Here is a 21515-nt window from a genome sequence, read left to right as displayed (position 1 = left end):
TTTGCTGCGGAGAGGGTCGAGCGGATAGTCTTGGCCGTCGTCGCGTCCCCGCCGTGGGACCGTCGGAGGAGGCGTCGCCTAGTCCGGTCGATGGCGCCCGCCTGCTAAGCGGGTTGAGGGTAATCCCCTCTCGCGGGTTCAAATCCCGCCGCCTCCGCTCCTGGGAGCTCCCTGTCCGCAGAACGCGCGGACCTGGGAGCTCCGGGTGTTTTATGGGGGTGCAACCCCCAGGCCCCACCCGGCGGGCTACGCCCCCGGACCCCCAGGCTGTGCCTGGCGGGCGCCTTCTCATTCGCTCAGCAACTGCCTGGCTTCGGCCAGTCGCTCGACCGAGCGTGGGGTCATCGGCTCGAGTGAAACGATCAGGTGATCGACGCCGAGTTCCTGGTACGCCGCCAACGCCTCGGCCAACTCCTGGATCGTGCCCTCGATCGCGCGCTCCTCGGGTTCGGGAACGGCCGGCTGGTCGACGTCCCTGACGATGATCCCGACCGTCGAACTCACCGCACCGTCCGCCCGGCCCGCGGTCTTCACCGCGTCGCGCAGGGTTCCCAGGCGTTCCTCGACCTTGTCGCTCGCGTCGCCGTACCAGGCGGTGTTCCAGGCATCGGCCCACTCGGCGGTCAGCCGCATCATCCGCGGCCGGTGCCCGGCGACCAGGATCGGGATCGGCCTGGCCGGCGCCGGATCGAGCACGGCCTCGCGCACGTGGTGGTAGGTCCCGTCGAAGGTGACGGTCTCACCGCGGACCAGCCGGGCCACGATCTCCAGCCACTCCTCGAACCTGCCGACCCGGTGATCGGTCGGCAGCCCGAACGCCTCGTACTCCGGATCGTGCCAGCCCGCGCCGACCCCGAGCACCAGCCGCCCGCCGGACACCTCGTCGAGCGTGGCCGCCATCTTGGCGGTCAGCCCCGGGTCCCGGAACGACGCACACAGCACCATGTTCCCGAGCTCCACCCGGGTGGTGATCGCCGCGACCGCACTCAGCAGCGTCCAGGCCTCGTGCATCCCATACATCCGCCCGTCCGGCGACTTGTAGAAGAAGTGGTCGGCCAGCCAGACCGAGTCCATCCCGGTCCGGTCCGCGGCCTCGGCCACCGCCCGGACGTCCTTCCACCCCGGCACGGTCCCACCAGGCCCGTCTTCCCCACCAACAGGAAGCATCACACCGATCTTCATGCCCTCAACCTATCCGGCGGTCCGCGTGCTCAACCGCCTGAAGGCTTAATCGAACCGGGTCGGTTCCGTGACGTCCCGGTTGCGTGTCCGAGACGTACGGGGGTACTAGGAGTCGCCCGGGGTGCGAGGTCACGGTGAGGAGCGGGCTATCCGGATCTCGAAAGGTGATGACGATGGCGGCTCCTGCACTTCCGCGGGCGGCTCATGCACTTCCGGGGACCAGCGATCGCGGGCCGGAGGCACCGGTGTTCGATCCACGAACCATCCTCGACCTCGGCCTGCCCGCACACGTGATGGTCCAACTCGGCGACAGGTGGTCGCCGGCCTGGCTCGTCGGCCGGGTGCACTGCGCGAACGGATGGGTCGCACTGGTTCAGTGCACGGACGCCACCGGTCGCGAACAAACCGTCCGCCTACCCGCCGACCAGATCGCCGTCAGCCGGCCCACGGTCCAACGCCGCTGATCCGGTCGACGGTGATGTGGGTGACGTACCCCGGCGGCAGGTCGTCGCCGGGGAGGTAGTCCGCGTCCGGCCCTACGTAGGTCTTGGCCAGCTTCCGCAGTACGTCGACCGCGCCACCCTCGGTGATCCGCGCGGTGCCGGTGATCACCAGGTACTCGGTCAGGCCCATCTCGTTCATCCGATCGGTCTCGACCGACAGGATCACCCGGCCGTCGCGCCGGATGTTCTTCACCTTCTGGTTGTTCGGGACGTGCGCGGCGATGATCTCGTCGCCGTCCAGCCCCACCCAGATCACCGACACCTGCGGACTGCCGTCCGGATTGATCGTGACCAGGTGGCCGAGGGCGTCCGACTCCAGGACCGTCCGCGCGTGCTCGGGAATTCGCATGCCACCAAAAGTACGCCGCACGCCCCGGGCGAGGGATCATACTGACTATGAAGCCGTACCCGGATCGGGCGGCAGCGGGCCGGGCGCTGGCCGACGAGCTCGGCGAGGTCGCCGGATCGGTTCTGGTGCTGGGGCTGGCGCGTGGCGGTGTGCCCGTGGCGGCGCCGGTCGCGGACGCCCTGGGGGCGAAGCTGGACGTGCTGATCGTCCGCAAGCTCGGCCTGCCACAACAGCCCGAGCTCGCGATGGGCGCGATCGCGGGCGTCGGCGGCGTGACCCACACGGTCCGCAACGAACCGGTTCTCGCCGAGGCCGGTGAGCACGCGCTGGCCGACGTACTCGAGGAAGAGACCCGCGAGCTGCGGCGACGCGAGCGGGCCTACCGTGGCGACCGCCCCGCGATCGACGTCCGCGGGCAAGTGGTGATTCTCGTCGACGACGGGCTGGCCACCGGTTCGACGATGCGGGCGGCAGTGGCAGCGGTACGGCGACAGCACCCGGCGCGAGTCATCGTCGCCGTACCGGTGGGTGGTTCGGAAGGCTGCCGGCGACTGGCCCGAGTCGCCGACGAGGTCGTCTGCGTGTGGACGCCGCTGTATTACACAGCCGTCGGCCAGGCCTACCGCGACTTCTCACCGGTCGAGGACGAGGAGGTCCGGCGCATCCTGGCCGAGAGGTCATGACACACAGCGCGGCGCCCCGGCCGGTGGGCCGGGGCGCCGCGCTTCTTCCGGTGTGCTGGCTTCCGACTCAGCAACCGGTGTCTTTTCAGCCGAGCCGTGCCCTCAGGTGGTCGAGCTCGACCTTCAGCGTGGTCGGCACCGTGTCGCCGAGCTTGGCGAACCATTCCTCGATCAGCGGGATCTCGGCCTTCCACTCGTCCGCGTCGAACTTGAGCGCGATGGCGAGCTCCTCGGCCGTCATGTCCAGACCGGAGACGTCGAGCGCATCCTGGGTCGGCACCCGGCCGATCGGGGTCTCGACCGCGTCGGCCTGACCCTCGATCCGCTCGATCACCCACTTCAGCACCCGGCTGTTCTCGCTGAAGCCCGGCCAGACGAACTTGCCGGCCTCGTCCTTGCGGAACCAGTTCACGTAGAAGATCCGCGGCAGCTTCGCCGCGTCGTGCTCCTTGCCCACGGTCAGCCAGTGGTCGAAGTAGTCACCGGCGTTGTATCCGAGGAACGGCAGCATCGCCATCGGGTCACGCCGTACGACGCCTACCTCACCGACCGCGGCCGCGGTCGTCTCGGACGACAGCGTCGCCCCCATGAACACACCGTGGTCCCAGTCCCGCGACTCGGTCACCAGCGGCACCGTGGTGGCGCGCCGGCCGCCGAAGATGATCGCCGAGATCGGTACGCCGTTCGGGTCCTCGTACTCGTCGGCGATGATCGGGCACTGCTTGATCGGGGTGCAGAACCGGCTGTTCGGGTGGCTGGACAGCTCACCGGACTCCGGTGTCCACTCCCGGCCCTTCCAGTCGGTCAGGTGGTTCGGTGGGGTCGGCGAGTAGCCCTCCCACCAGACGTCGCCGTCGTCGGTCAGCGCGACGTTGGTGAAGACCGAGTTGCCCTTCTCGATCGTGCATCGCGTTCGGGTTCGTCTTCCAGCCGGTCCCCGGGGCCACACCGAACAGGCCGAACTCGGGGTTGACGGCGTACAGCCGGCCGTCCGGGCCGAACCGCATCCAGGCGATGTCGTCACCGAGCGTCTCGACCTCCCAGCCCTCCAGGGTCGGGTCGAGCATCGCCAGGTTGGTCTTGCCGCACGCGCTCGGGAACGCGGCCGCGACGTAGTGGACCTTCTTCTCCGGCGAGATCAGCTTGAGGATCAGCATGTGCTCGGCGAGCCAGCCCTCGTCCCGAGCGATCGCCGACGCGATCCGCAGCGAGTAGCACTTCTTGCCCAGCAGCGAGTTACCGCCGTACCCGGACCCGTACGACCAGATCGTCCGCTCCTCCGGGAACTGGACGATGTACTTCTCGTCGTTGCACGGCCACGGCACGTCCCGCTGACCCGGCTCCAGCGGCGCCCCGACCGAGTGCAGGCACGGCACGAAGAACTCGTCCTCGCCCAGCTTCTCCAGTACGGCGGAACCGGTGCGAGCCATGATCCGCATCGACGCGACCACGTACGCCGAGTCGGTGATCTCGACCCCGAACATCGGCTTCTCCGCGGTCAGCGGGCCCATGCAGAACGGGACGACATACATCGTCCGGCCGCGCATCGAGCCGCGGTACAGCTCGGTCATCAGGGCCTTCATCTGGCCCGGGTCCATCCAGTTGTTGGTCGGACCGGCGTCGGCCTCGTCGACCGAGCAGATGAACGTGCGCTGCTCGACCCGGGCCACGTCCGAGGGGTCGGTGCGGACCCAGAACGAGTTCGGCTTCTTCTCGTCGTTCAGCCGGACCATGGTGCCGGCCGCGATGAGTTCCCCGGTGAGCTTGCTGTACTCCTCGTCCGAGCCGTCCATCCAGTGGATCCGGTCGGGCTGGGTCAGCTCGGCCACCTCAGCGACCCAGGCCAGCAGGCCGGCGTGCGTAGTCGGGGCGTCACTCAGGTCGTACGTCGGTACCTCGGCAGTGAGGGGATCCGGGTCGGAATCGGTATGGGTCGGGCTGGCGGTGGTCGTCATCGGCGGCTCATTCCCTCTCGGCTGTCGGCCCGGCGACCGACCGGCCCCTCGGCTCTGAGGGGAGGTACGGCTCCGGCCGCCGGGGTCTCCGGCGGTTCGATCCAGCTGGCTGGCGGTGTGATCTCTCGCATACCAGTGCGTCCAGTGGACGTATACCAGTGTGCAAGTGGTACTAACCGTACGCGACTCGAACCGGTGGTGTGAACCGCTAGCACGTGAGCCCGATCACAAAGTCCTGGCGACAATCGTTTTCCGGTGAACCTTGTGAAAATGAGAACGGCCCGCGCTGGTCGCGCGGGCCGTTCGTGAAGGATTTGCGGCAGATCAGCTGGTCTGCCGCCAGATGTCGTTGACCACGCGCTGGACCTCCTCCTCCTCGCCGGTCGCCCCGGTGCCAGCGACGCCGACCAGCCACCAGCGGCCGGCGCTCTGGAACGCGTGCGACATCGTCAGGGTGTACGACTGCGCCTTCTGCTCGGTCTTCTGCTCGGCGATCCAGGTCTGCGCATCCTTGGCGGTGGTTGGCGCGGGCGCCTTGAACGCCGTCGACCATGCCTTGTCGAACGCATCACGGTCGGCCAGGCAGTCGGCTAGGTCCTGGCACGGGTGGAGCGCGATGCCCGCCTCGAGCGTGCCCTTGGGCTGACCCGGGTCGGTCCTGGTCACGACCCGGCGGTAGATCGCCGAGCTGGACTCGCCGAGTGAGCTGACCTCCGGCGGCCGCGGCCAGCCGAACGGGAACGGGAGGCCGGCGTTGAGGATCGGCTGGACGTCCGCACCAGCCGCATAGGCGGCGCCGACCACGCCCGGCGATCCGGCCGGCTCCTTGTACTGCGCGGTCGTGATGCGCTCGACACCCGGCAGCAGGGCCGGCGACGGGAGCGGGCTGGGGGTGACCGCGGCGGGTACTGCCTCGACCGGCTCGTCCTTGACCGCACTGCCGATCGCGGAGCCGATGGAGTACGTGATGGAGAAGGTGATCAGCACGCCGAGGACGGACACCAGGTAGATCCAGCCGCCGATCTTGTGCCGGTACTGCCTGGCGATCTCCACCTTCGACTGCGGCTGTTGCGGCTGCGCCGCGGTGGATTGCGGTTGCGGCCGGCTTGGGTCGGCCTGCGGTTCCGGCTGGTTCGGGTCGACTTGGGGTTGGTCGGCGTACGACGGGAACTGGGTGTCTCCGGTTGGCGGCACAGCGCCGTACTGGCTGAGCTGGGACCGGACTGCCTGCAGGGCTTCGGCGTCATTGCCGATGATGCCGTCGAGCGGGTCGATCAGCCGCTCGGCCCCGGACTGGCCGGGCACTAGTTGGGTGATCGCGTACGGGCGGTCGGAGCTGAAGTTCGCCGCCCACAGCGGCGTCTCCTCCTGCCCCGGCTGGAGTGCGGCGCCGCGGCCGGCCTTGACGAGGCGATCGCGGACCACCGCGTCCCGCGATCCGGCGTCGCTCAGCACCAGCGCGACCACCTCCATTCCGGTGAAGCTGTGGCCGCGCCAAAGCTCCGCTAGCGGATGCGTCAGCAGTTGCCGGTCGAACTGGTACCCGGGGATCTGCGGGGTGCTGTTCACTTCGTCTCCCAGATCGCGCGATCCGCCAGCACCAGCGCCGCCTGCTCAGCAGCCTTCTGCTCGATCGGGCTGGCCGTGTACACCACGTGGACGACGATGTCTCCGCGCACCACGAGCGCGTTGATCGCCCAGGACTCACCGCCGAGACCACTGGGGGTCCGGCCAAGCTTGCTCGGGTACGGGCGATCGGGAACGGTCTCCAGTGGACTCCGCTCCCAGGTCCACTTCGCGTTCTGGGCCGGGGTGAGCGGCGCCTTGCCGGCCCCGATGTCCCGTCCGCCGTACGGCGTGACCGTCAGCTTCACCACCGCGCTGGAGAAGGTACGCCGCCCGGATCCGGACTGCGCCGTGCAGGTGACCGTCGAGGTCCCGTTCTGGACGAGAGTGACCGGCTCCCTCGACGCCTTTGATGCTGGGGGCAACAGACTGGCCACGTCGCCGAGCCGGCCGCACACACCGTCGGACAACTTCCGGGCCGGCAGGATGTCCTCCGGCTGCACCGGATCGCCGAGCGCGTACCCGATCCCGGCCCCCGCGACCGCGGCCACTCCGCACGCGATCGCCGTACCCCGTACCAGTCGACTCGCCATGCCCGCGACCTTAGTCACGCGGAGGTCCTCCCTTACCGGTCAACGACGCGGGCTTAGACGGACCTCCCGGTCGACCGGTTCCGCGCTAGTCCAGGAGAGTCTTCACCGAGCCGCCGGACTCGCTCAGCTTGGTGCCGAGACCCTTCAGCGCATCGCCGACGCCGGCCAGGATCCCGGACAGATCCTGCAGGTTGCCGGCCAGGCTCTCGACCTCGGTCGCGACCTCGCCGATCTGCCCACTGCCGTCGTTCAGCTTCTTCGCCGCCGCGTCGCCGATGCCCGGGATCTTGTCCAGCTCACCGGCCAGCCCGGACAGCATCCCGGAGGCCTCCTTCAGCCTGTCCTTGGCCGCGTGCATGGTGGTCGCACTCCCGGCCAACGCCTTCCGCGCACCACCCTCGCCGTCGTCCCCGACCAGCGCCCCGGCCGCCTTCGCCGCCTGCTCTCCGGCGTCGGCCAGCCCCGACCCGATCGTCTTCAGCAACTCCGGCAACTTCCCGATGAACCCCACCGCATCGTCCGGCAGCCCCCGCACCAGGATGAGCAGTTTCTCGAAGTCGTCCGAGTTCTCCATCACGAACCCGACCGCCTTCTTCACGTCCCCCAGATCCCGCCCACCCAGCAAATCCTCGATGCCCATGCCGGGATCGTAGGGCCGCCTCACGCGCGAAATCCGGCGCCGCACCGCTCCCCCAGAGCCGATTGGCCTCCACCCACCTCCCCCATGTATCGTTACTCGACGTTGTCCAGCGCTCGTAGCTCAACGGATAGAGCATCTGACTACGGATCAGAAGGTTGGGGGTTCGAATCCCTCCGAGCGCGCAGACAAAACCCCAGGTCACGAGGTGGATGACCTGGGGTTTCTCTATGTCCGGGGCTGTTCTTGCTAACACTCCTGCTAACACGGCACCACCGCTGACGGGTCTCGTCCGTCGTCTTCGTCGTCCTGGTCCTCGTCGACGTGGTCAGCAGCAGCGAACACATCAGCGATTCCGGCCGCGTGGCGACGGATCACATGGGCGTACACCCGGAGCGTGATCGACGGGTCGGCGTGCCCCAGCCCGACGTGATCGAGTGGGCTTGCAAGCGAGCCGGGTGAACTCGGCAACAACTGGGTCCGGATCGACGTGTGGACCGACAACATCGGGCTCCACCGGTACTACGAGCAGCGCGGGTTCGTACACGTCCGGACGCTCGACCTCAGCGACTATCCGTCCGGGGCTCTGCTCTAGCGGAATGCGACCGATAGGCATCAGCCTCAGCCCGACGCGGCGATCACGGAGCTGGCGCACGACCTGCCGACCCAAAGCCAGCCGGAGACCTCAGCTCGCCAGGCGCGGATCACTCTCATTCCGTCTATCGCCTGACGCCGTCCCACTGGCTGGGCATCAACGGCAGCATGGAAAGCTGCAGGGATCTTTGGCTCTTGAAGGGTGTCCATGTCCAACGTGCCGGTTGCTCGCCCGAAGATCGTTTGTCTGTGCGGTTCCCTGCGCTTCAGCAGGGAGTTTGCGACCGAGCGCACGCGCTTGACGCTCGATCTGGCGATCGTCCTGGCTCCGGAGGCCACCGAGGCGCCTGTGCTGGACCCTTTGCTCGTGCGGGCCTTGGGCGAGCTGCACCTCCGCAGGATCGACCTCGCAGATGAGGTACGAATCGTGAACCCCGGTGGCTACATCGGGGAGGCCACCCGCCGCGAGATCGAGTACGCCGACGCATTGGGCAAGCCCGTCACGTACTTCCACGAACTGGCGATGGGGGACAGCTAGTTGTTTCTTTGACCCGACCGGCAGTACATCACCTAGTCGCGGATCTCCTGGCGGATCACACCCTCCCGCCGATCCCACTTGCCGAATTTGGCTCTTATGGAATCAAGGGCGCGCCTTCGGCGCGCCTCGCCCACCCCGCGCGGAGACGGCCAAGATTCCCCGGCCGAACCTCGCCCACCCCGCGCGGAGACGGCCAAGATTCCCCGTTCCCCAGAAGCGCCGGCATCGTCCGATGGCGTGGCGCCTGACCGTGGTAGCCCCGTCCGCCTGCCGCCCGATCGTACGGCCAGCACGGCACGCATCAAGAGCGCCGATGGCGTCCCTACGGGATCGGCAAACCGACTCTTGACCCGCGCCGCGCTGACCTTGGTTGGCACCCATTAGGGGGACGGGGCAACTATGGAGGTCGAACTGTCAGGCGTGTCGTTAGTTCCTGAACGGTTGGGTTCTTGAGGTCATCGTTGACCGCAACCGGTCATGCCTCGGCCGCGTCGGGCCTCAGCCGACGAACGCGATCGCGTTGCCGTCCGGGTCACGCACGATGAAGTCGGTGCCGCCCCACGCTTGTTTGGTCAGCTTCTGCACGATCTCGGCGTCAGCGGCCCGATATTCCGCGTAAAGTTCGCGTACGTTCGGCGTATCGATGAACGCCATGATGAGCCCTTCTCGTTCCGCGGCATCGGCCGCGAACACCGGCTCGTCTACGAGCTTCAGGTGCAAGCTCGCGCCGTCGCGCGCCACCGATCCGTAGAACGGCGGGTTGCCGTGCAAGAAGTCGATCCGGAAGCCGAGCTGGTCCCGATAGAACGTGGCCGAGGCATCGACGTCTGCGACGTACAGCACCGGCTTGGCGCTCGCGACTGCCGTGTCCTGAGTCTCCGGCTGCTCACTGGTGGGCGGAGCCGCTTCCGTGCTCGCCTTGAGCTCGGCCCAGCTGGCGCAGCCCGCTTCGAGAGCGATGATCTCTTGGGCTTCGGTGAGGGGAAACTTCAGCGCGAGTGCTTCGCGGTCGGACAACGTGCGATAGCGCGCGAGCTGTCGGATGCGACCGCCAATCGAGAAGTTTCCTTCGCGGTGCCAGCGAACGAGCAGTTTCGCCTGCTTCTTGTAGGTTTCGAGCTTGGGCATGGCGCTCCCTCTTCGGTCTTGAAGTAGGTGGGCCTTGCCCTTTCGGCTGCTGTGCCGCTGCGCCCTACGACCGGGTTTGAACCCGCGCCTGCGACGTTGAGATTACCACAGCGAATTGGGCGCCCGGCGGCGCAACTGACACGCTCGGCCGTGACCCCAGTCTGACAACCCCAACGGTTCCTAACGAGCGGCATCTCTAGGCAACTGGTGTATCCGCCACCGACTCTCGACAAAGCTCCCGAAGGTCATGTGCAGGCTCCTACGGATCAGAAGGTTGGGGGTTCGAATCCCTCCAGCGCGCCACCCAAGCCCAGGTCCTAGACCTGGGTTTCTTGGTGTATTCAGCCCCCGCAGCTAACCAGCGTGCTATCGCCCGCACTCGACCACGGTCGCGCACCCCGATCCACCAGCGACCCGCAGACGGCGGACAGGGCACCCGTGGCAGCAACCTGAATCCCGACACCTGCGAGTGAGTTCCTCGACTTTCTCGTGGCATGGCGCCAGCGCGTCCTCGCCGATCGCCGACGGAGGTCAGCCTCAGTGCCACTCTGCGATCGCCAACAGATGCACGACACCTCTGCGCCAACCGATGCCAACACGCTAGAAGCCTGCCGACCACCTGACGGCGGTCAACGCACAGCCGATGTGCGACAGGTTCGCCACGGCAAGCCGCCCCCGTCACGGACGGGCGAAGGACCAGACAGGCCGCACCGTGGTCTCGCTTGCCGTCAGATGCAGCTCGGCCAGCAGCAGACCTAGAACGTCGTCCACGTAGGACAGCCCTTCAGCTTCCGTACGCCAGACTTCTGCGACGGCGAACCCATCGCCTTCGGGGTAGACCACGTGCGACATGAGTCCAGGCGGCGGCCCACCTGCCTCCGACATGGCCTGGCCCGCCCGGGCGTCGAGTTCGTCGAACTGATCGCGGGTAGCGGAGGTCACCGACAGTTGCAGCAGAACGGCCATGGAACGCATTCTCGGCGATGACCGGGCCAACCGGGTAGGGGCGCGCAGAACGTCCGGATCTGCCGCATTCCGGTCCCGACCGAGCCACAGTCCTGGGACTCACCCACGCAGCAGACGACAGAACCCGCGGCGCAGCGGCGCTCGCGCTCATCGGACCACGGTCATCTCAACTGGACTCAGCCTCGTGCCGGCCGCTTCGAGTTGTACTGGTTGAGGGCCGCGACGAGGGCAAGCCCGGCGGCCTCCACGACATCCGTGGACGACGCCCGGACCGCAACCCTGCGGCCCGGCAGCTCCACCTCGAGCTCGACCTCTCCGACAGCCTCGCTGCCCGGGCCGACTGAGTACGCCCGGAACGCGACTACCCGCGCCTCCACGCCCGTCGCCTGCGAGATCGACTTGCACACCGCGTCGACGAGCCCGGTGCCAGAACCCTCAGCGTGCAGCTGTTCCCCAGCCCGGGAGAGCTTCACGTCGGCGCGCGGCCCGTCCTGCGTGCCCCCGGAGTACGTGATGGCGTCGAGCTGCCAGCCGGTGGACGACTCCGTCATACGATCCCCCCTTGATGTCCAGCAAAGCCAGGGTCGGTACGGTCCTCGAAAGCATATTGCGCCCGGCGCCCTAAGCCGGAGCCTAACCGGTCCGACCCGCGAACGGGCCCACAAACAGATCTCCGCCGCCGATCTCCGGCCGACCGTGCCGACCGCGCAGTTGAAAGGCTGGAACCGTGGATGCTGGCCTGCTGCTTTCGTCCGCGGGCTGGTTCCCAGGACGCGTCATCGATGTGAGCCGGACAGAGCATGCCTACGAGTCCGAAGGCTTCACCATGCACGACGCGGGCCTCGCGGTCCTCCAGGAGTTCTCCGAACTGGTGGTATGTGGTGACGACCGCCGCCAATGCCTGTGGTTCGACGGCGAGCGAGCGCTTCGTGGCAGAGATTCGGCTTGGAGCCACGCATATTCGGAAGATTCGGGGCGGGTTCTGCTGCCCGTGGGCGAGTACTCGCACATGGTGGTACTCGTTGACGAGGCCGGTGGTCTGTGGGGCGGATTCGATGACTCGTACGGCTGGCTGGCCGGCTCAGTAGTGGAACTGGTCCATGGCCTGTTCATCGATCCCGCGCAAAGGTCCTTCGATCGACAACTCCCGGACGAACGCTGACCTCGCCCACCCGCACGGAGAACGGCACCGGCACAACCTGATCGCAGACCCACCCGGCACAGTCCCATCCTGGCGTCTCATCCCCGGTTAGCCCCGTCCCCTTGCCGCTCGATTATCCGGCAGGTCTCAGGGGGACAGGGCAGGTATAGGCGTACTAGCCACGCAGCACCGAGCCATCTAGCATCCGGTCGTGAAAAGCCCACAGATCGTCCTTGGGATCGCGGTACTCGGCTCCATTGCCTCGGCTGTGGGCAGGCTTGTGACGGACGGTCCGCGAGCAGCACTCTCGCCCACGGTCGTGGCGGTCGTCTTTGGAGTCATCCTCTACAACGTTGTGCGGAATCCGCCCACGCCGACACGTTGGACGAGACCGCGCGTCATGGCCACCGCCGCGATCTATGCCACCAGCAGCCTGGCGATGATCGTCATGTTGGTCTGGGTGCTGACGGTGAGACCCGAGTGGCCGATTCGAATTGTTGCCGTCCTGGGCATCTTGCTGGTGCCGACGCTGGGCCTGTGGCTCGTGCGTGTTGCACGCGCTCAGGACAGGGCTGCTCGGTTGAGTGGCCAGGAACCAACCACCGAGTGATGCGCCGGACTTCGTGGTTCAGATCGCTCCGGAGACTGGCACGGAGCGGTACCGCGCTGTTGAAGCGACGTTCGATCCGCCTGAGTGAACTGACACGCCGCGATTGGTGCTCGACTGTCGCAGATCACCTGACGGACGACTGTCGCGCATCACGCGCCGGACGACACATCATCGGCGGTTCTGTCGTATGCCAGTTGAAGCTTGACGGTTCGGTGCCGCCTGATGGCTGACACCCTCGTCCAGGAGATCGAGGGTACGGCGCTCGTCCGCTCATGCCGAGGTCCGTGCGCACCGGACGCCAGTCGAGAACAGGACGATCGACAGCGGCTCGCTGCGTCACATCGTCCACAAAGATGCAGAACGGCCCTTGCGTCGCTCCCGGACGCTGCGGCGGTGCTAGCCGATGGCAGTTGCCAACTCCTGATATGGAGGGACGAGCTCGTCCCACCGCGCCTCGGTGTCGCCGGGCTCGCGCCCGGCGAGGTAGGTGGCCAGATTTTCGGCGTGGATCTGCCACCCGGCCCCGTAGAAGGCAATCTTGTCCAGGGGCATGCCGTGGGTCTCGATGACCAGGATGGTCTGGCCTCCGTCGGCGGTCAGCGTTGCCTCGAGGGTCTGGTCGAAGGGCGGCACGCCACCACCTTGCTGCCAGGACTCGTCGGTTTCCCTGCTCACCACCTGCAGCCGTTGCGGGGGTTCGCACACCTCCACCCGCCCGACCCCGTGCAAGCCAGCGGCTTCGAGGTACACGTTGAACTGCCCGCCGCGGCGGAGGTCACCCTCGACCTCGCCGTACCAGCGGGCTAGACGGCGCGGATCGGTGAGGGCGGACCACAGGTCGTCGATATCGGTGTCGTAGCGGTCCTCGATGCGTACGACGCCCGTGCCATCGGCTGATCCTAGGCTGCCCAGGACGCGGGTACGGCGACCTGCCTTGTCGGTCATCCGGTGCTCCTGCGTGCTCTTGGTCATCTGGTGCTCCTCCGTTCGTGCTTTCCTCGGGCGACCTCGGTGTGCAGGGCGTCCAGCCGCTGCTCCCACAAGACCCGGTATCGCCCCAGCCATTCATCGACCTCGGCGAGAGGTTGCGGGCGGAGGCTGTAGATCCGCCGCTGCGCCTGCTCGCGCACCTCGACCAGACCCGCCTCACGCAGCACCCGCAGGTGGCGGGACACGCCCGGGCGAGCAATCGGTAGGAGAGCCGCCAACTCACCCGCGGTCGCTTCCCCGTTGGCCAACGCCTCTAGCACCGTGCGCCGGCTCTCGTCCGCCAGTGCCCGCAATACTGCTTCCACCCGATCAACGTACCGAAGCGGTTACGTAACCGTCAAGGTACATAAGCAATCGCCTCCGGCGGGGGGCCTCACGACTCCGGGATGACGGGCCGAGTTGGCCGGCTATGTCGGAATGGGGTCGGGGTGCGTCTTCCCGCCTACCGCCCAGCCCGGCCAGGACCCGAGCTTGTCCACGGCACCGGCAGCGTTCACGTGCAGGGACCTGTTCGGAAGTCAGCGAGTGGCATGGTCAGTTCGCTTGCGGCCGGATCTGCTGACTCCGCTTTCAACCCACCCAAGTGGACCTGGCCGTACTTCAATTTCTTCAACCCACCCAGCGAAAACGTTGCGTGGCCCGTTGGCGGAGATCCTGTGCTGCTCCAGGCATGGAGGGAATACTCGGTCTTAACGCGGAGCGGCTTCCGCTCACCCTGGAGTTGCCACTCCCCACCGCCCGACAGCGGAAATTGTACGAATCCGGAGGCCGCTGGGGTGATGATCCAGGTCGCCGCTGGGGTCATGGTCGGCGACTGATCCGGATCTATAGAAGGGGTCTCGCTGTAGATCGTGACACCGTCGACGTGCTCGCAGATCTGCATCACCGCGACCGGTCGCCCGGCTGCATCGACTGTCAGGCCCATAAATCCATCGAGCGGCGGCTCGCAGGCGACCAGGAATCCGCTAGCGCAACACACCAGGGCAGCCACCAACGCGCGACCGGCCCTTGATGCCATGTGGGCAGGCTAGTGGACTGCAGCCACAAGGCGGTGGAGCCGTTAGTGGCTTGGTGTCGGACCGTTACGCCGCCGCCACTTCCTCCCAATTGCCGCAGCAAGGCAGGACTCGTAATGAGCGGCTCGGCCAGCGACTTGCTAACGGGCACGTCGCTCCACGAGCACCGCTACTCCATACCCAGCCACTGCCCCTATCATCGCCGCGATGGGCGACATGAAGATTGCTGGGTCTGTCCATTCTGAGCCACCCGCCACCCTGGCCCACACCACATTCGCGATGATCAGAACGACCGCACCGATCACTGCCCCCCAGTTACGACGACGATTCCGTGTGGACGAGACCATGTCGGAACCGTACGCCGGTGCGCCTGCTAACGGGCTTGCTAACAGCGGCCTCGGATCAGGGCGAGCTCATCACGCGATCGAGGGCCACCGACGTAGGTGCCCACCTTTGGCGAGGCGAACAGCTCGATGACCGCCGCACGGTCCCGGGCCTCGGGCTCACGGAGCACCAGCGGCCTTGCGGTCCCTCAGCCTGTTGGCGGCCCGTGTGGCGGCGCCGGCTTGGTCGCTTTGACCACGTAGTAGGCGGGCAGCCGCGCCCCGGCATCGCCGAGCCCGTCGTAGATATCTGGTGACGACGCCTCGAAGAAGGTGACCAACTGGAGGCCGGCCCCGATGAGCGCCATGATGACGTCGCTCGATGGCCAGACGAATGCCGAGAACGGCGGAGCCTCGGCCTGACCGCGGGCTCCTACTGGTCGTTTCGCGTCGTCGGTGTCCGCACGCGGTACGGCGCGCCCGAAATAGTCGCCGGCGACGGCTAGATGGTTTTCTCCCCGCACGGCCAGAACTTCCCAGATCGGATGGTGATCGCACATCAACAGTGATCCGCCCGGCCGGAGGCGGGAAGCCACGATGCGCGCGAACTCGTTCAGGTCCGGGGCCCAGCAGATCGCGCCCCAGCTCAAGTAGATGAGGTCGATATCCACCAGGTCAGCTGGTAGGTCGAACATGTCCGCCTGGCGGAAGTCTGCAGCAATTCCTGCCTCGGTGGCCTTCCGCTTGGCCATGTCGATGGCGACGTCTGAGACGTCAATTCCGATCGCCTCTGCTCCGAGACTGGCCCAGGACAGAACCTGATCGCCACAGGACGACGCAAGTTGCAGGACGCGCTTGTTCCGCACGTCACCAGCGAGGTCTCGTTCGAAGTCCTCCAGCGCGACGCCACCGTTCTTGAAGAACTCCGCCGGCTCCCCGTGGCGCTTTGGAGCGATGAGGTTCCAGCTGACACGGTTCGCCTCGGTGATGCGACGAATTGGAGACGTCATGCTCTCAACCTAGCCACCTCAAACCCAACCGCCACAACAGCTTATTGCCCTCTGGACTGCCGTTCCCCATTCGCTAGTCGTCGTTCTCGTTCTCCCCGATTGTGTCGAAGAGCTCGCAGATCTCCAGCACAGATGCCAGCCCGGGGAAGTTGCCGGTGGCGACAGAGGTGCGCAGAACTTCAAGGGGGACGTCGATGCTGACCCGGATACCGGAGGACAGCACGTCGGGCGGTTCCTCAGCGGTGGGCACGCACACGGACACCCTGATGTTCCCGTGTCGTGTCCGGAACGATCGGCTCTCCCTCACACGCTCGGTGAACGGTCTCAGTAGGCCGGTGCCGTCCTGGTCCTCCGCGCCGATCTTGCGCAGAGCACCGGTGAGGCGGTCGAGGTTTTCGGAGTGGGATGCCGGTTGGCCTCACCAGCCGCAATGGCGGGACGTCGCTTGTGGTACCACTCGGCGGCATAGTGCGTAACGAAACCGACGAAGTGGAACTCGACCCCTTCCTCCACCAGAGCGGCGTAAATCACCGCAGGACCGAAGGAGTCATCGACTGCTGCCGCGTCCGCCGTGGCCTCCATCCCTGCACGCTACCGGCCAGCCGACACCAGGCCAACGCTGAGCAACTGTCCAGCGCGCTGCTGACCCCGTCCGGCAGCCCCTCGCGCGCCGCACCCTTGAACCGCACTTGATAGGCAAGTGGTTACTTGCCTATTGTGGGGTTGTGGCGGAGGATGTGTTCAAGGCACTGGCAGATCCCACTCGGCGGCGGATCCTTGATGAGCTGGTGGAGCGGGATGGGCAGACGCTGTTCGAGATCTGCACGCGGCTGATGACCAAGCACGGACTGGGACTGTCGCGTCAGGGGATCAGTCAGCACCTGGCCGTACTGGAATCCGCCGGGCTGGTCCGTTCGCGGCGCGAGGGCCGCTACAAGTTCCACGAGCTGAACACCGAACCCCTTGAGCGCATCGTCACCCGATGGCTCAAACCCGATACACCGGAGGCACCCCAATGAGGATCCACCTGACCAGCGTCTTCGTCGACGACCAGGAGAAGGCCCTGCGCTTCTACACCGACGTGCTCGGCTTCCTGAAGAAGAACGACGTCCCGGTGGGCACGGACCGTTGGCTGACTGTGGTCTCACCGGAAGACCCCGACGGGACCGAGTTGCTGCTCGAGCCCGACGGCCATCCCGCCGTGAAGCCGTACAAGGAGGCGCTGGTCAACGACGGCATCCCGGCCACCGCTTTCGCCGTGGACGACGTACCCGCGGAGTTCAAGCGGCTGCGCGACCTCGGAGTACGCTTCACCCAGGAGCCGCTGGAGATGGGCCCGGTCACCACAGCAGTCCTGGACGACACCTGCGGCAACCTGATCCAAATCGCGCACAGCAGCTAGGACTCTGTTTGTGGCCGGCGGCAACTTCAGGTACGGCGAGGTGGAAAGCCATTCTCCAAGTACGCCGTTGCCGCCGACCTCCGGGCCTCGAGCCCAGCCGTGACACGTGCGAACTGGTCGGCGTCGAGCAGCCGCTCAGCCTCGTCGGGGGTGACGAACCTGAAGGAACTCACCTCGGTCGGCTCGATCACGATCCGATCGATATCGGCCGGCGCCAGCACACCACCGTCGAAGAGAAGCGCCACGATCTCGGTGAAATCGCCTGATCGCGACAGCCAATCCACAGCAAGCAGGACGCCGGGCTCGACGATGAGGCCTATCTCCTCGCGGACCTCGCGCTGGGCGGCGAGCCGTGGCGACTCGTCGCGTTCGACCACGCCGCCGGGAATGTCCCAGGTCGGCTTGTAGGGCGGCTCAAGCACCAGCAACCGGCCCGATTCATCCGTGAACAAGCAGTCGGCCGCAACCCGTTTGGTGGGCTGCTTCGCGGTGAAATGAACATCGTCAGGCACCCCGCCAGCCAACCACAGAGCGCCAGGCTAACGCCGATCGTTCGGACAGCTCGCTGGTCGTTCTGCCGGTTGAAATGCATCTTCGCCGCAGCCGGCTGACGAAGACGACGACCTGTCCTGGATTCCGGGATTCTGACCGGCCCTGTGCCGCGGCCTGCTACGGTTTTCGGCGTAGGTCATGAGTGTCAGCGTGCAGCCCCGGCTTGCTGGCCGGCAACCCTCCTTGTGGGTGGGGTGCCCCGGGTGAGGACCAGGCTCGGTGCATGGGCGCCGGGCAAGCCACGAAGGAGGCTCGCATGCCACTGGAATTCCGCTCGGCCAACGCAGACGACTCTGAGCAGGTTGCGGCCCTGCACGCCGACAGTTGGCGTCGGCACTACCGGGGCGCGTACGCGGACTCGTTCCTGGACGGGGACATCGACACCGACCGTCGCGAGGTCTGGGCGCAGCGGCTCGCCAACCCGGCCGGCACCGCCACGATCCTGGCCGAGTACGACGGCCAGCTGGTCGGATTCGTCCACGTCATGTTCGACCACGACTCACGGTGGGGCAGCCTTGTCGACAATCTGCATGTTCACCACAGCCAACGCCGTACCGGGATAGGCACGCAACTGATGGCCCGCATTGCGCAGACGGTCGCGGACCAGGCGACCGGCAACGCGATGTACCTGTGGGTGTTGGAGCAGAACACCAACGCGCAGCACTTCTACCTCGCCACCGGGGCCAGCTGTGTGGAGACGTCGACGGTGCCGCCACCCGGCGGAGATCCGACCCGCCTCAACGGTTCACCCAAGTGCCTCCGCATGGCCTGGCCTGACGTCTCACGCTTCAACGACGCGTCGCGGTGATTGCTAGCGGCAACCACCGCGACGCAGGCAGCCGACCAGGCTGCCTTACGGTGCAGTTTGCCGCTCGTCGCCCTGCCAGTTGGTGTTGAAGCCACCTAGATGCGGGTGGTACATGTCGTCCCCGTCATGCTGGGTGAACTCGACCTTCACCCACAGCGCCTCGAGCTGGAACGTCTCTACGCAGGCGTCGATCAGGGACTGCGCCAGCTTGGCTCTGACGTCGGTCGGGCGACCCTTTCGGATGTCGCACATGATCAGGGCCGAGGGCGTGGGCGGCCCGGACTCATGACACCGCCACACTCCACCGCCGCCGAGGTCGTGGATCGAGACCGTGAGCAGATCCCTGTGGACCTGCATGATCTCCCCGTACACGAGACCGATGCGATGTGCGAAGGTCCGCTTGGTGTCCTCATCGGCAGTCACCGGCAGATCGACCTGGATCGAGGGCATGGGACTCCATTCTTCAGCCGACCTTTCCGGCCGGTTGCTGGGTGATCTCGAGTGCTCGGGCCGCCCCGAAGAGCAGCTGCTCGTTGCCGGGCGCCGAGATGAGTTGTACGGCGACCGGCAGTCCGTCGACCCGGCCCGCCGGCACGCTGATGGCCGGCGAACCAGTCATGTTCCAGAGACAGGTCAGCGACAGCAGCGCCTCGCGGACCTCGAGCTCGGCGCCGGCGACGGAGACACTGCGACCGCCGAGAACCGGAGCCACGATCGGCACAGTCGGCAGGGCCAGTACGTCGTACGTCGCCAGCAACTCGTCGACCATGACCGCGAGCTCGTGGCGGGCCTCGTCGGCCTGCGCATACAGCCGGTCGGTGACTTCGCCGCCCTTGTGGAGTCGGGCCCGGACCTCTGGATCGATGAGGTCGTGATCCGCTGCGAGGTGGTGCTCGTGCACACTGAAGGCTTCCCTGCTCTGCAAGGTGGAGAAGACCTCGAACAGCGTCCGCTGCCGCTCCCACTTGGGAAACCCGCGAACGACGTCGACATCGAGCCCGGCGCCGGCCACCAGCCGTCGGGTCAGCTCCTCGACCCGCGGATCCGTCACCGCGACGGCCTCCGGCGGTATCCATCCGACCGCAAGCCGGTCACAACTGACGGACGCCGGCCGGTCGCTGATTGCCGAGTAGCCGATCAGTGCGTCCTCTGACGTCGCCGCGAAGAGGCCGACGTGATCGAGGGTTGGAGCCAGCGGGTAGACGCCGGCGCTCGGCACGACGTCGTACGCGGGCTTGAGGCCGACTACGCCGCACAGCGCAGCGGGCACCCGGACCGAACCCGCCGTGTCGGTCCCCAGGGCGAGAGGCACCAATCCGGCCGCGACCGCGACTGCACTGCCCCCGCTGCTGCCGCCGGACATCCGGCTCGGGTCGACCGGATTACGTGAGGCGCCGTGGACAGAGCGATCGCCGGTCGCGCCGTACGCGAACTCGTGCAGCGTGGTCTTGCCGATGATTACGGCCCCGGCATCGCGCAACCGCCGTACCACCTCGGCGTCTGCACTCGCGGTGCCACCGAAGGCGGTGGCAGATCCACAACTGGTGGGCAGACCGGCCATGTCGATGAGGTCCTTCACAGCCACGGGTATGCCGTGCAGAGGCCCCAGATCGACGCCCGCGGCGAGTTGTTCGTCGGCGATTCGAGCCGCCGTCCGGGCTCCTTCGTCGTCGACGAGTGCGAACGCGTTCACGGTGGGATTCAGCTCATGCGTACGGCGCAACGCCGCCTCGGCCACCTCGGTCGCCGAGATCTCGCGACTGCGCAGCGCCCGGGCCAGCTCGACTGCGGTCATGACGCGAACCCCGGAACGAGACGGAGCATCGACACGATCAGCGCCGTACAGATGCCCATCGATGCGACGTTGCCGATGAAGGGATGGAAGGTCTTCGGCAGCCGAGCGGAGATCGCCGCGGCGATCGGCGGAGCGATCAGCGCACCGGCCAACGCACCCACCACGATGGATGCGACTGTTCCATCGAAGGCGAGCACCGTGGCGGGCGCCACGGAGACGACCGGCACGAAGGTGGGATAGAAGCCGTGCGATCGCCACTTCTTTCGCCAGATGATCACCCCGGCGACCGCAGTCAGGACCTGGCTGGCGAGCACCGCGGTGAAGAGGCCGGATCCGTACGACGTGCTGGCCGGGCTGATCAGGTGTGCCACGACGGCTCCGAGAATCAATGCGGCGCTCGCCCACTCGTTGCCGAAGAACTGCGCCTCGGAGAAGTCGGCCAACGCACGGCGAGGCACCCACAACCGCGACTGTTCAAGCCGTCCCGGCTCATCCGAAGTCCGCCACGCGCCGGGCGCCGGCATCCAGCTGAGACGTCGGCAGAGCCAGAAGGCCACGATCGCGCCCAGCCACATGCCGGTGGTGGCACCAACGACCGGCGGCAGGTCGAGGGGTGCGCAGAGATACTCGACGGCGAGGATCGAGGCCGGCGGCGTCAGCAGCGCTCCGAGGACGGCTGCCGTCAGGCCGACTCTCCACCCCGGTCCGTAGAGGACGACGATCGCGGGTGCCACCGAGACCAGCGGCACGAACAAGGGCTGCCAGCTCCCGGGTGCCAGCGTCCAGCCCCAGGCGAGGTTGCCCAGCAGAAGGCTGACCAGTGCGCTGCCCGCGGCCCACTGCCACAGTCCCGTGCCACAGGCCTGGACGAAGCCCTGCCACCGCCACGACATTCGGTGTGCGACATGGCCCAGCAGGCCGCCGGCGAGTAGCAGTGCGCCGGCGGGAGCAACCGCGTAGAACTGTGGCTCGCTGATGGATCCGACCACCCACGAGGCGAACTGACTCAGGTCGGTGTAGTCCCCGTCCCACGGCTGCCAGGTCGCATCGCGGGCGACCCGCGAGAAGGCCCAGCCGGCGAGCGCCAGGAGCGAGACGCCAACCAGGCCGACGCCCACCTGGGCGACCCGCCGCGAGCCCGGGACAGCAGTCGTACTGCGGACTGTCGTCATGG

The 21515-nt window shown here is 67.0% G+C and carries 26 protein-coding genes, 2 tRNA genes, 1 pseudogene and 1 riboswitch; of the genes and pseudogenes, 10 read left to right on the top strand and 19 right to left on the bottom strand.

Annotated elements, in window-relative coordinates:
* The first annotated feature begins 67 nt into the window (after positions 1-67).
* Positions 68-157: transfer RNA gene (locus tag EV652_RS33785), tRNA-Ser, on the top strand.
* Positions 158-288: 131 nt separating this feature from the next.
* Here EV652_RS33785 and EV652_RS33780 read toward each other — a convergent pair.
* Positions 289-1182 (bottom strand): LLM class flavin-dependent oxidoreductase, encoded by an 894-nt coding sequence (locus tag EV652_RS33780; RefSeq protein WP_132213359.1) that lies wholly within the window; start codon positions 1180-1182, stop codon positions 289-291.
* Positions 1183-1355: 173 nt separating this feature from the next.
* Between EV652_RS33780 and EV652_RS33775 the strand changes: the two genes are divergently transcribed.
* Entirely contained in the window at positions 1356-1646 is a 291-nt protein-coding gene (locus EV652_RS33775; protein ID WP_242002163.1) for a hypothetical protein, read from the top strand.
* Here the strand turns inward: EV652_RS33775 and EV652_RS33770 are convergent.
* The gene (locus tag EV652_RS33770; RefSeq protein WP_132213358.1) at positions 1618-2034 is read right to left on the bottom strand and encodes a PPOX class F420-dependent oxidoreductase; all 417 of its coding nucleotides are present in this window, start codon (positions 2032-2034) and stop codon (positions 1618-1620) included. The genes EV652_RS33775 and EV652_RS33770 overlap by 29 nt on opposite strands.
* Positions 2035-2081: 47 nt before the next feature.
* Between EV652_RS33770 and EV652_RS33765 the strand changes: the two genes are divergently transcribed.
* A complete protein-coding gene (locus EV652_RS33765) occupies positions 2082-2717 on the top strand; it encodes a phosphoribosyltransferase (RefSeq protein ID WP_132213357.1) in 636 nt (211 codons plus the stop codon).
* Positions 2718-2802: 85 nt separating this feature from the next.
* Here the strand turns inward: EV652_RS33765 and EV652_RS33760 are convergent.
* From EV652_RS33760 to EV652_RS33745, 4 genes and pseudogenes are all read right to left on the bottom strand, one after another.
* A pseudogene (locus EV652_RS33760) lies at positions 2803-4672 on the bottom strand (phosphoenolpyruvate carboxykinase (GTP)).
* A 324-nt stretch (positions 4673-4996) separates the two neighbouring features.
* Positions 4997-6241, bottom strand: a complete 1245-nt coding sequence (locus EV652_RS33755) for a hypothetical protein (RefSeq protein WP_132213356.1) — start codon at positions 6239-6241, stop codon at positions 4997-4999.
* On the bottom strand, positions 6238-6831 hold the full coding sequence (locus EV652_RS33750) for a hypothetical protein (protein WP_132213355.1): 594 nt from the start codon (positions 6829-6831) through the stop codon (positions 6238-6240). The genes EV652_RS33755 and EV652_RS33750 overlap by 4 nt, the downstream gene beginning before the upstream one ends.
* 85 nt (positions 6832-6916) lie before the next feature.
* Positions 6917-7471 carry a hypothetical protein gene (locus EV652_RS33745; protein WP_132213354.1) on the bottom strand — a complete coding sequence of 185 codons (555 nt, stop codon included), beginning with the start codon at positions 7469-7471 and terminating at the stop codon, positions 6917-6919.
* Positions 7472-7580: 109 nt separating this feature from the next.
* Between EV652_RS33745 and EV652_RS33740 the strand changes: the two genes are divergently transcribed.
* A tRNA-Arg gene (locus EV652_RS33740) sits at positions 7581-7653 on the top strand.
* A 76-nt stretch (positions 7654-7729) separates the two neighbouring features.
* Here EV652_RS33740 and EV652_RS33735 read toward each other — a convergent pair.
* Positions 7730-7975 carry a hypothetical protein gene (locus tag EV652_RS33735; protein ID WP_132213353.1) on the bottom strand — a complete coding sequence of 82 codons (246 nt, stop codon included), beginning with the start codon at positions 7973-7975 and terminating at the stop codon, positions 7730-7732.
* 385 nt (positions 7976-8360) lie between these two features.
* On the opposite strand from EV652_RS33735, the gene EV652_RS33725 reads away from it, so the two are divergent.
* Positions 8361-8600, top strand: a complete 240-nt coding sequence (locus EV652_RS33725) for a hypothetical protein (protein WP_242002162.1) — start codon at positions 8361-8363, stop codon at positions 8598-8600.
* A gap of 498 nt (positions 8601-9098) precedes the next feature.
* On the opposite strand, the gene EV652_RS33720 is transcribed toward EV652_RS33725, so the two are convergent.
* From EV652_RS33720 to EV652_RS33710, 3 genes are all read right to left on the bottom strand, one after another.
* The gene (locus EV652_RS33720; RefSeq protein WP_132213351.1) at positions 9099-9728 is read right to left on the bottom strand and encodes a VOC family protein; all 630 of its coding nucleotides are present in this window, start codon (positions 9726-9728) and stop codon (positions 9099-9101) included.
* 678 nt (positions 9729-10406) lie between these two features.
* Positions 10407-10694, bottom strand: coding sequence for a hypothetical protein (locus tag EV652_RS33715; RefSeq protein WP_132213350.1), 288 nt, complete (start codon positions 10692-10694; stop codon positions 10407-10409).
* Positions 10695-10870: 176 nt separating this feature from the next.
* The gene (locus tag EV652_RS33710; protein ID WP_132213349.1) at positions 10871-11245 is read right to left on the bottom strand and encodes an alpha-isopropylmalate synthase regulatory domain-containing protein; all 375 of its coding nucleotides are present in this window, start codon (positions 11243-11245) and stop codon (positions 10871-10873) included.
* Between the two features lie 176 nt (positions 11246-11421).
* On the opposite strand from EV652_RS33710, the gene EV652_RS33705 reads away from it, so the two are divergent.
* Positions 11422-11856 (top strand): SUKH-3 domain-containing protein, encoded by a 435-nt coding sequence (locus tag EV652_RS33705; RefSeq protein WP_132213348.1) that lies wholly within the window; start codon positions 11422-11424, stop codon positions 11854-11856.
* Between the two features lie 190 nt (positions 11857-12046).
* Positions 12047-12445 (top strand): hypothetical protein, encoded by a 399-nt coding sequence (locus EV652_RS33700; RefSeq protein WP_132213347.1) that lies wholly within the window; start codon positions 12047-12049, stop codon positions 12443-12445.
* A 396-nt stretch (positions 12446-12841) separates the two neighbouring features.
* Here the strand turns inward: EV652_RS33700 and EV652_RS33695 are convergent, their stop codons facing one another.
* The 5 genes from EV652_RS33695 to EV652_RS44265 form a co-directional block, all read right to left on the bottom strand.
* Complete coding sequence (locus EV652_RS33695; protein WP_199238553.1) at positions 12842-13417, bottom strand: SRPBCC domain-containing protein; 576 nt, start codon at positions 13415-13417, stop codon at positions 12842-12844.
* Positions 13414-13740 (bottom strand): ArsR/SmtB family transcription factor, encoded by a 327-nt coding sequence (locus EV652_RS33690; RefSeq protein ID WP_132213346.1) that lies wholly within the window; start codon positions 13738-13740, stop codon positions 13414-13416. Before EV652_RS33690 ends, EV652_RS33695 begins: the two co-directional genes overlap by 4 nt.
* 188 nt (positions 13741-13928) lie before the next feature.
* The gene (locus tag EV652_RS33685) at positions 13929-14453 is read right to left on the bottom strand and encodes a hypothetical protein (protein WP_132213345.1); all 525 of its coding nucleotides are present in this window, start codon (positions 14451-14453) and stop codon (positions 13929-13931) included.
* Positions 14454-14983: 530 nt separating this feature from the next.
* A complete protein-coding gene (locus EV652_RS33675; RefSeq protein ID WP_132213344.1) occupies positions 14984-15784 on the bottom strand; it encodes a class I SAM-dependent methyltransferase in 801 nt (266 codons plus the stop codon).
* 73 nt (positions 15785-15857) lie between these two features.
* The gene (locus EV652_RS44265; RefSeq protein ID WP_158441372.1) at positions 15858-16034 is read right to left on the bottom strand and encodes a hypothetical protein; all 177 of its coding nucleotides are present in this window, start codon (positions 16032-16034) and stop codon (positions 15858-15860) included.
* Positions 16035-16509: 475 nt separating this feature from the next.
* Between EV652_RS44265 and EV652_RS33670 the strand changes: the two genes are divergently transcribed.
* Both EV652_RS33670 and EV652_RS33665 read left to right on the top strand, forming a co-directional pair.
* Positions 16510-16803, top strand: coding sequence for an ArsR/SmtB family transcription factor (locus EV652_RS33670; protein ID WP_132213343.1), 294 nt, complete (start codon positions 16510-16512; stop codon positions 16801-16803).
* On the top strand, positions 16800-17186 hold the full coding sequence (locus EV652_RS33665) for a VOC family protein (RefSeq protein ID WP_132213342.1): 387 nt from the start codon (positions 16800-16802) through the stop codon (positions 17184-17186). The genes EV652_RS33670 and EV652_RS33665 overlap by 4 nt, the downstream gene beginning before the upstream one ends.
* A 26-nt stretch (positions 17187-17212) precedes the next feature.
* Here the strand turns inward: EV652_RS33665 and EV652_RS33660 are convergent, their stop codons facing one another.
* Positions 17213-17698: an NUDIX domain-containing protein gene (locus EV652_RS33660; protein WP_132213341.1), complete on the bottom strand. Its 486-nt coding sequence runs from the start codon at positions 17696-17698 to the stop codon at positions 17213-17215.
* A 174-nt stretch (positions 17699-17872) separates the two neighbouring features.
* Positions 17873-17985, top strand: a riboswitch (SAM riboswitch).
* Between the two features lie 9 nt (positions 17986-17994).
* Here EV652_RS33660 and EV652_RS33655 point away from each other — a divergent pair.
* A complete protein-coding gene (locus EV652_RS33655; RefSeq protein WP_132213340.1) occupies positions 17995-18546 on the top strand; it encodes a GNAT family N-acetyltransferase in 552 nt (183 codons plus the stop codon).
* A 45-nt stretch (positions 18547-18591) separates the two neighbouring features.
* Here the strand turns inward: EV652_RS33655 and EV652_RS33650 are convergent, their stop codons facing one another.
* The 3 genes from EV652_RS33650 to EV652_RS33640 are packed head-to-tail and all read right to left on the bottom strand — an operon-like array spanning position 18592 to position 21513.
* Positions 18592-18996 carry a tautomerase gene (locus tag EV652_RS33650; protein ID WP_132213339.1) on the bottom strand — a complete coding sequence of 135 codons (405 nt, stop codon included), beginning with the start codon at positions 18994-18996 and terminating at the stop codon, positions 18592-18594.
* A gap of 13 nt (positions 18997-19009) precedes the next feature.
* Entirely contained in the window at positions 19010-20341 is a 1332-nt protein-coding gene (locus EV652_RS33645) for an amidase (RefSeq protein ID WP_132213338.1), read from the bottom strand.
* Positions 20338-21513, bottom strand: coding sequence for a hypothetical protein (locus EV652_RS33640; RefSeq protein WP_132213337.1), 1176 nt, complete (start codon positions 21511-21513; stop codon positions 20338-20340). The genes EV652_RS33645 and EV652_RS33640 overlap by 4 nt, the downstream gene beginning before the upstream one ends.
* Positions 21514-21515 lie beyond the last annotated feature (2 nt).

The organism is Kribbella steppae (genome assembly GCF_004342025.1).
Classification (GTDB): Bacteria; Actinomycetota; Actinomycetes; order Propionibacteriales; family Kribbellaceae; genus Kribbella; species Kribbella steppae.
Note: the sequence above shows the minus strand (reverse complement) of the source record. Positions and strands in the feature narration are given on the sequence as shown.

Bases quoted from the DNA above. Each gene is read 5' to 3' on its own strand.
- EV652_RS33685 (WP_132213345.1), bottom strand. From the start codon at position 14,453: ATGGCATCAAGGGCCGGTCGCGCGTTGGTGGCTGCCCTGGTGTGTTGC.
- EV652_RS33710 (WP_132213349.1), bottom strand. From the start codon at position 11,245: ATGACGGAGTCGTCCACCGGCTGGCAGCTCGACGCCATCACGTACTCC.
- EV652_RS33735 (WP_132213353.1), bottom strand. From the start codon at position 7,975: ATGTTGTCGGTCCACACGTCGATCCGGACCCAGTTGTTGCCGAGTTCA.
- EV652_RS33715 (WP_132213350.1), bottom strand. From the start codon at position 10,694: ATGGCCGTTCTGCTGCAACTGTCGGTGACCTCCGCTACCCGCGATCAG.
- EV652_RS33745 (WP_132213354.1), bottom strand. From the start codon at position 7,471: ATGGGCATCGAGGATTTGCTGGGTGGGCGGGATCTGGGGGACGTGAAG.
- EV652_RS33750 (WP_132213355.1), bottom strand. From the start codon at position 6,831: ATGGCGAGTCGACTGGTACGGGGTACGGCGATCGCGTGCGGAGTGGCC.
- EV652_RS33675 (WP_132213344.1), bottom strand. From the start codon at position 15,784: ATGACGTCTCCAATTCGTCGCATCACCGAGGCGAACCGTGTCAGCTGG.
- EV652_RS33695 (WP_199238553.1), bottom strand. From the start codon at position 13,417: ATGACCAAGAGCACGCAGGAGCACCGGATGACCGACAAGGCAGGTCGC.
- EV652_RS33765 (WP_132213357.1), top strand. From the start codon at position 2,082: ATGAAGCCGTACCCGGATCGGGCGGCAGCGGGCCGGGCGCTGGCCGAC.
- EV652_RS33655 (WP_132213340.1), top strand. From the start codon at position 17,995: ATGCCACTGGAATTCCGCTCGGCCAACGCAGACGACTCTGAGCAGGTT.
- EV652_RS33650 (WP_132213339.1), bottom strand. From the start codon at position 18,996: ATGCCCTCGATCCAGGTCGATCTGCCGGTGACTGCCGATGAGGACACC.
- EV652_RS33640 (WP_132213337.1), bottom strand. From the start codon at position 21,513: ATGACGACAGTCCGCAGTACGACTGCTGTCCCGGGCTCGCGGCGGGTC.
- EV652_RS33775 (WP_242002163.1), top strand. From the start codon at position 1,356: ATGGCGGCTCCTGCACTTCCGCGGGCGGCTCATGCACTTCCGGGGACC.
- EV652_RS33770 (WP_132213358.1), bottom strand. From the start codon at position 2,034: ATGCGAATTCCCGAGCACGCGCGGACGGTCCTGGAGTCGGACGCCCTC.
- EV652_RS33665 (WP_132213342.1), top strand. From the start codon at position 16,800: ATGAGGATCCACCTGACCAGCGTCTTCGTCGACGACCAGGAGAAGGCC.
- EV652_RS33780 (WP_132213359.1), bottom strand. From the start codon at position 1,182: ATGAAGATCGGTGTGATGCTTCCTGTTGGTGGGGAAGACGGGCCTGGT.
- EV652_RS33720 (WP_132213351.1), bottom strand. From the start codon at position 9,728: ATGCCCAAGCTCGAAACCTACAAGAAGCAGGCGAAACTGCTCGTTCGC.
- EV652_RS33645 (WP_132213338.1), bottom strand. From the start codon at position 20,341: ATGACCGCAGTCGAGCTGGCCCGGGCGCTGCGCAGTCGCGAGATCTCG.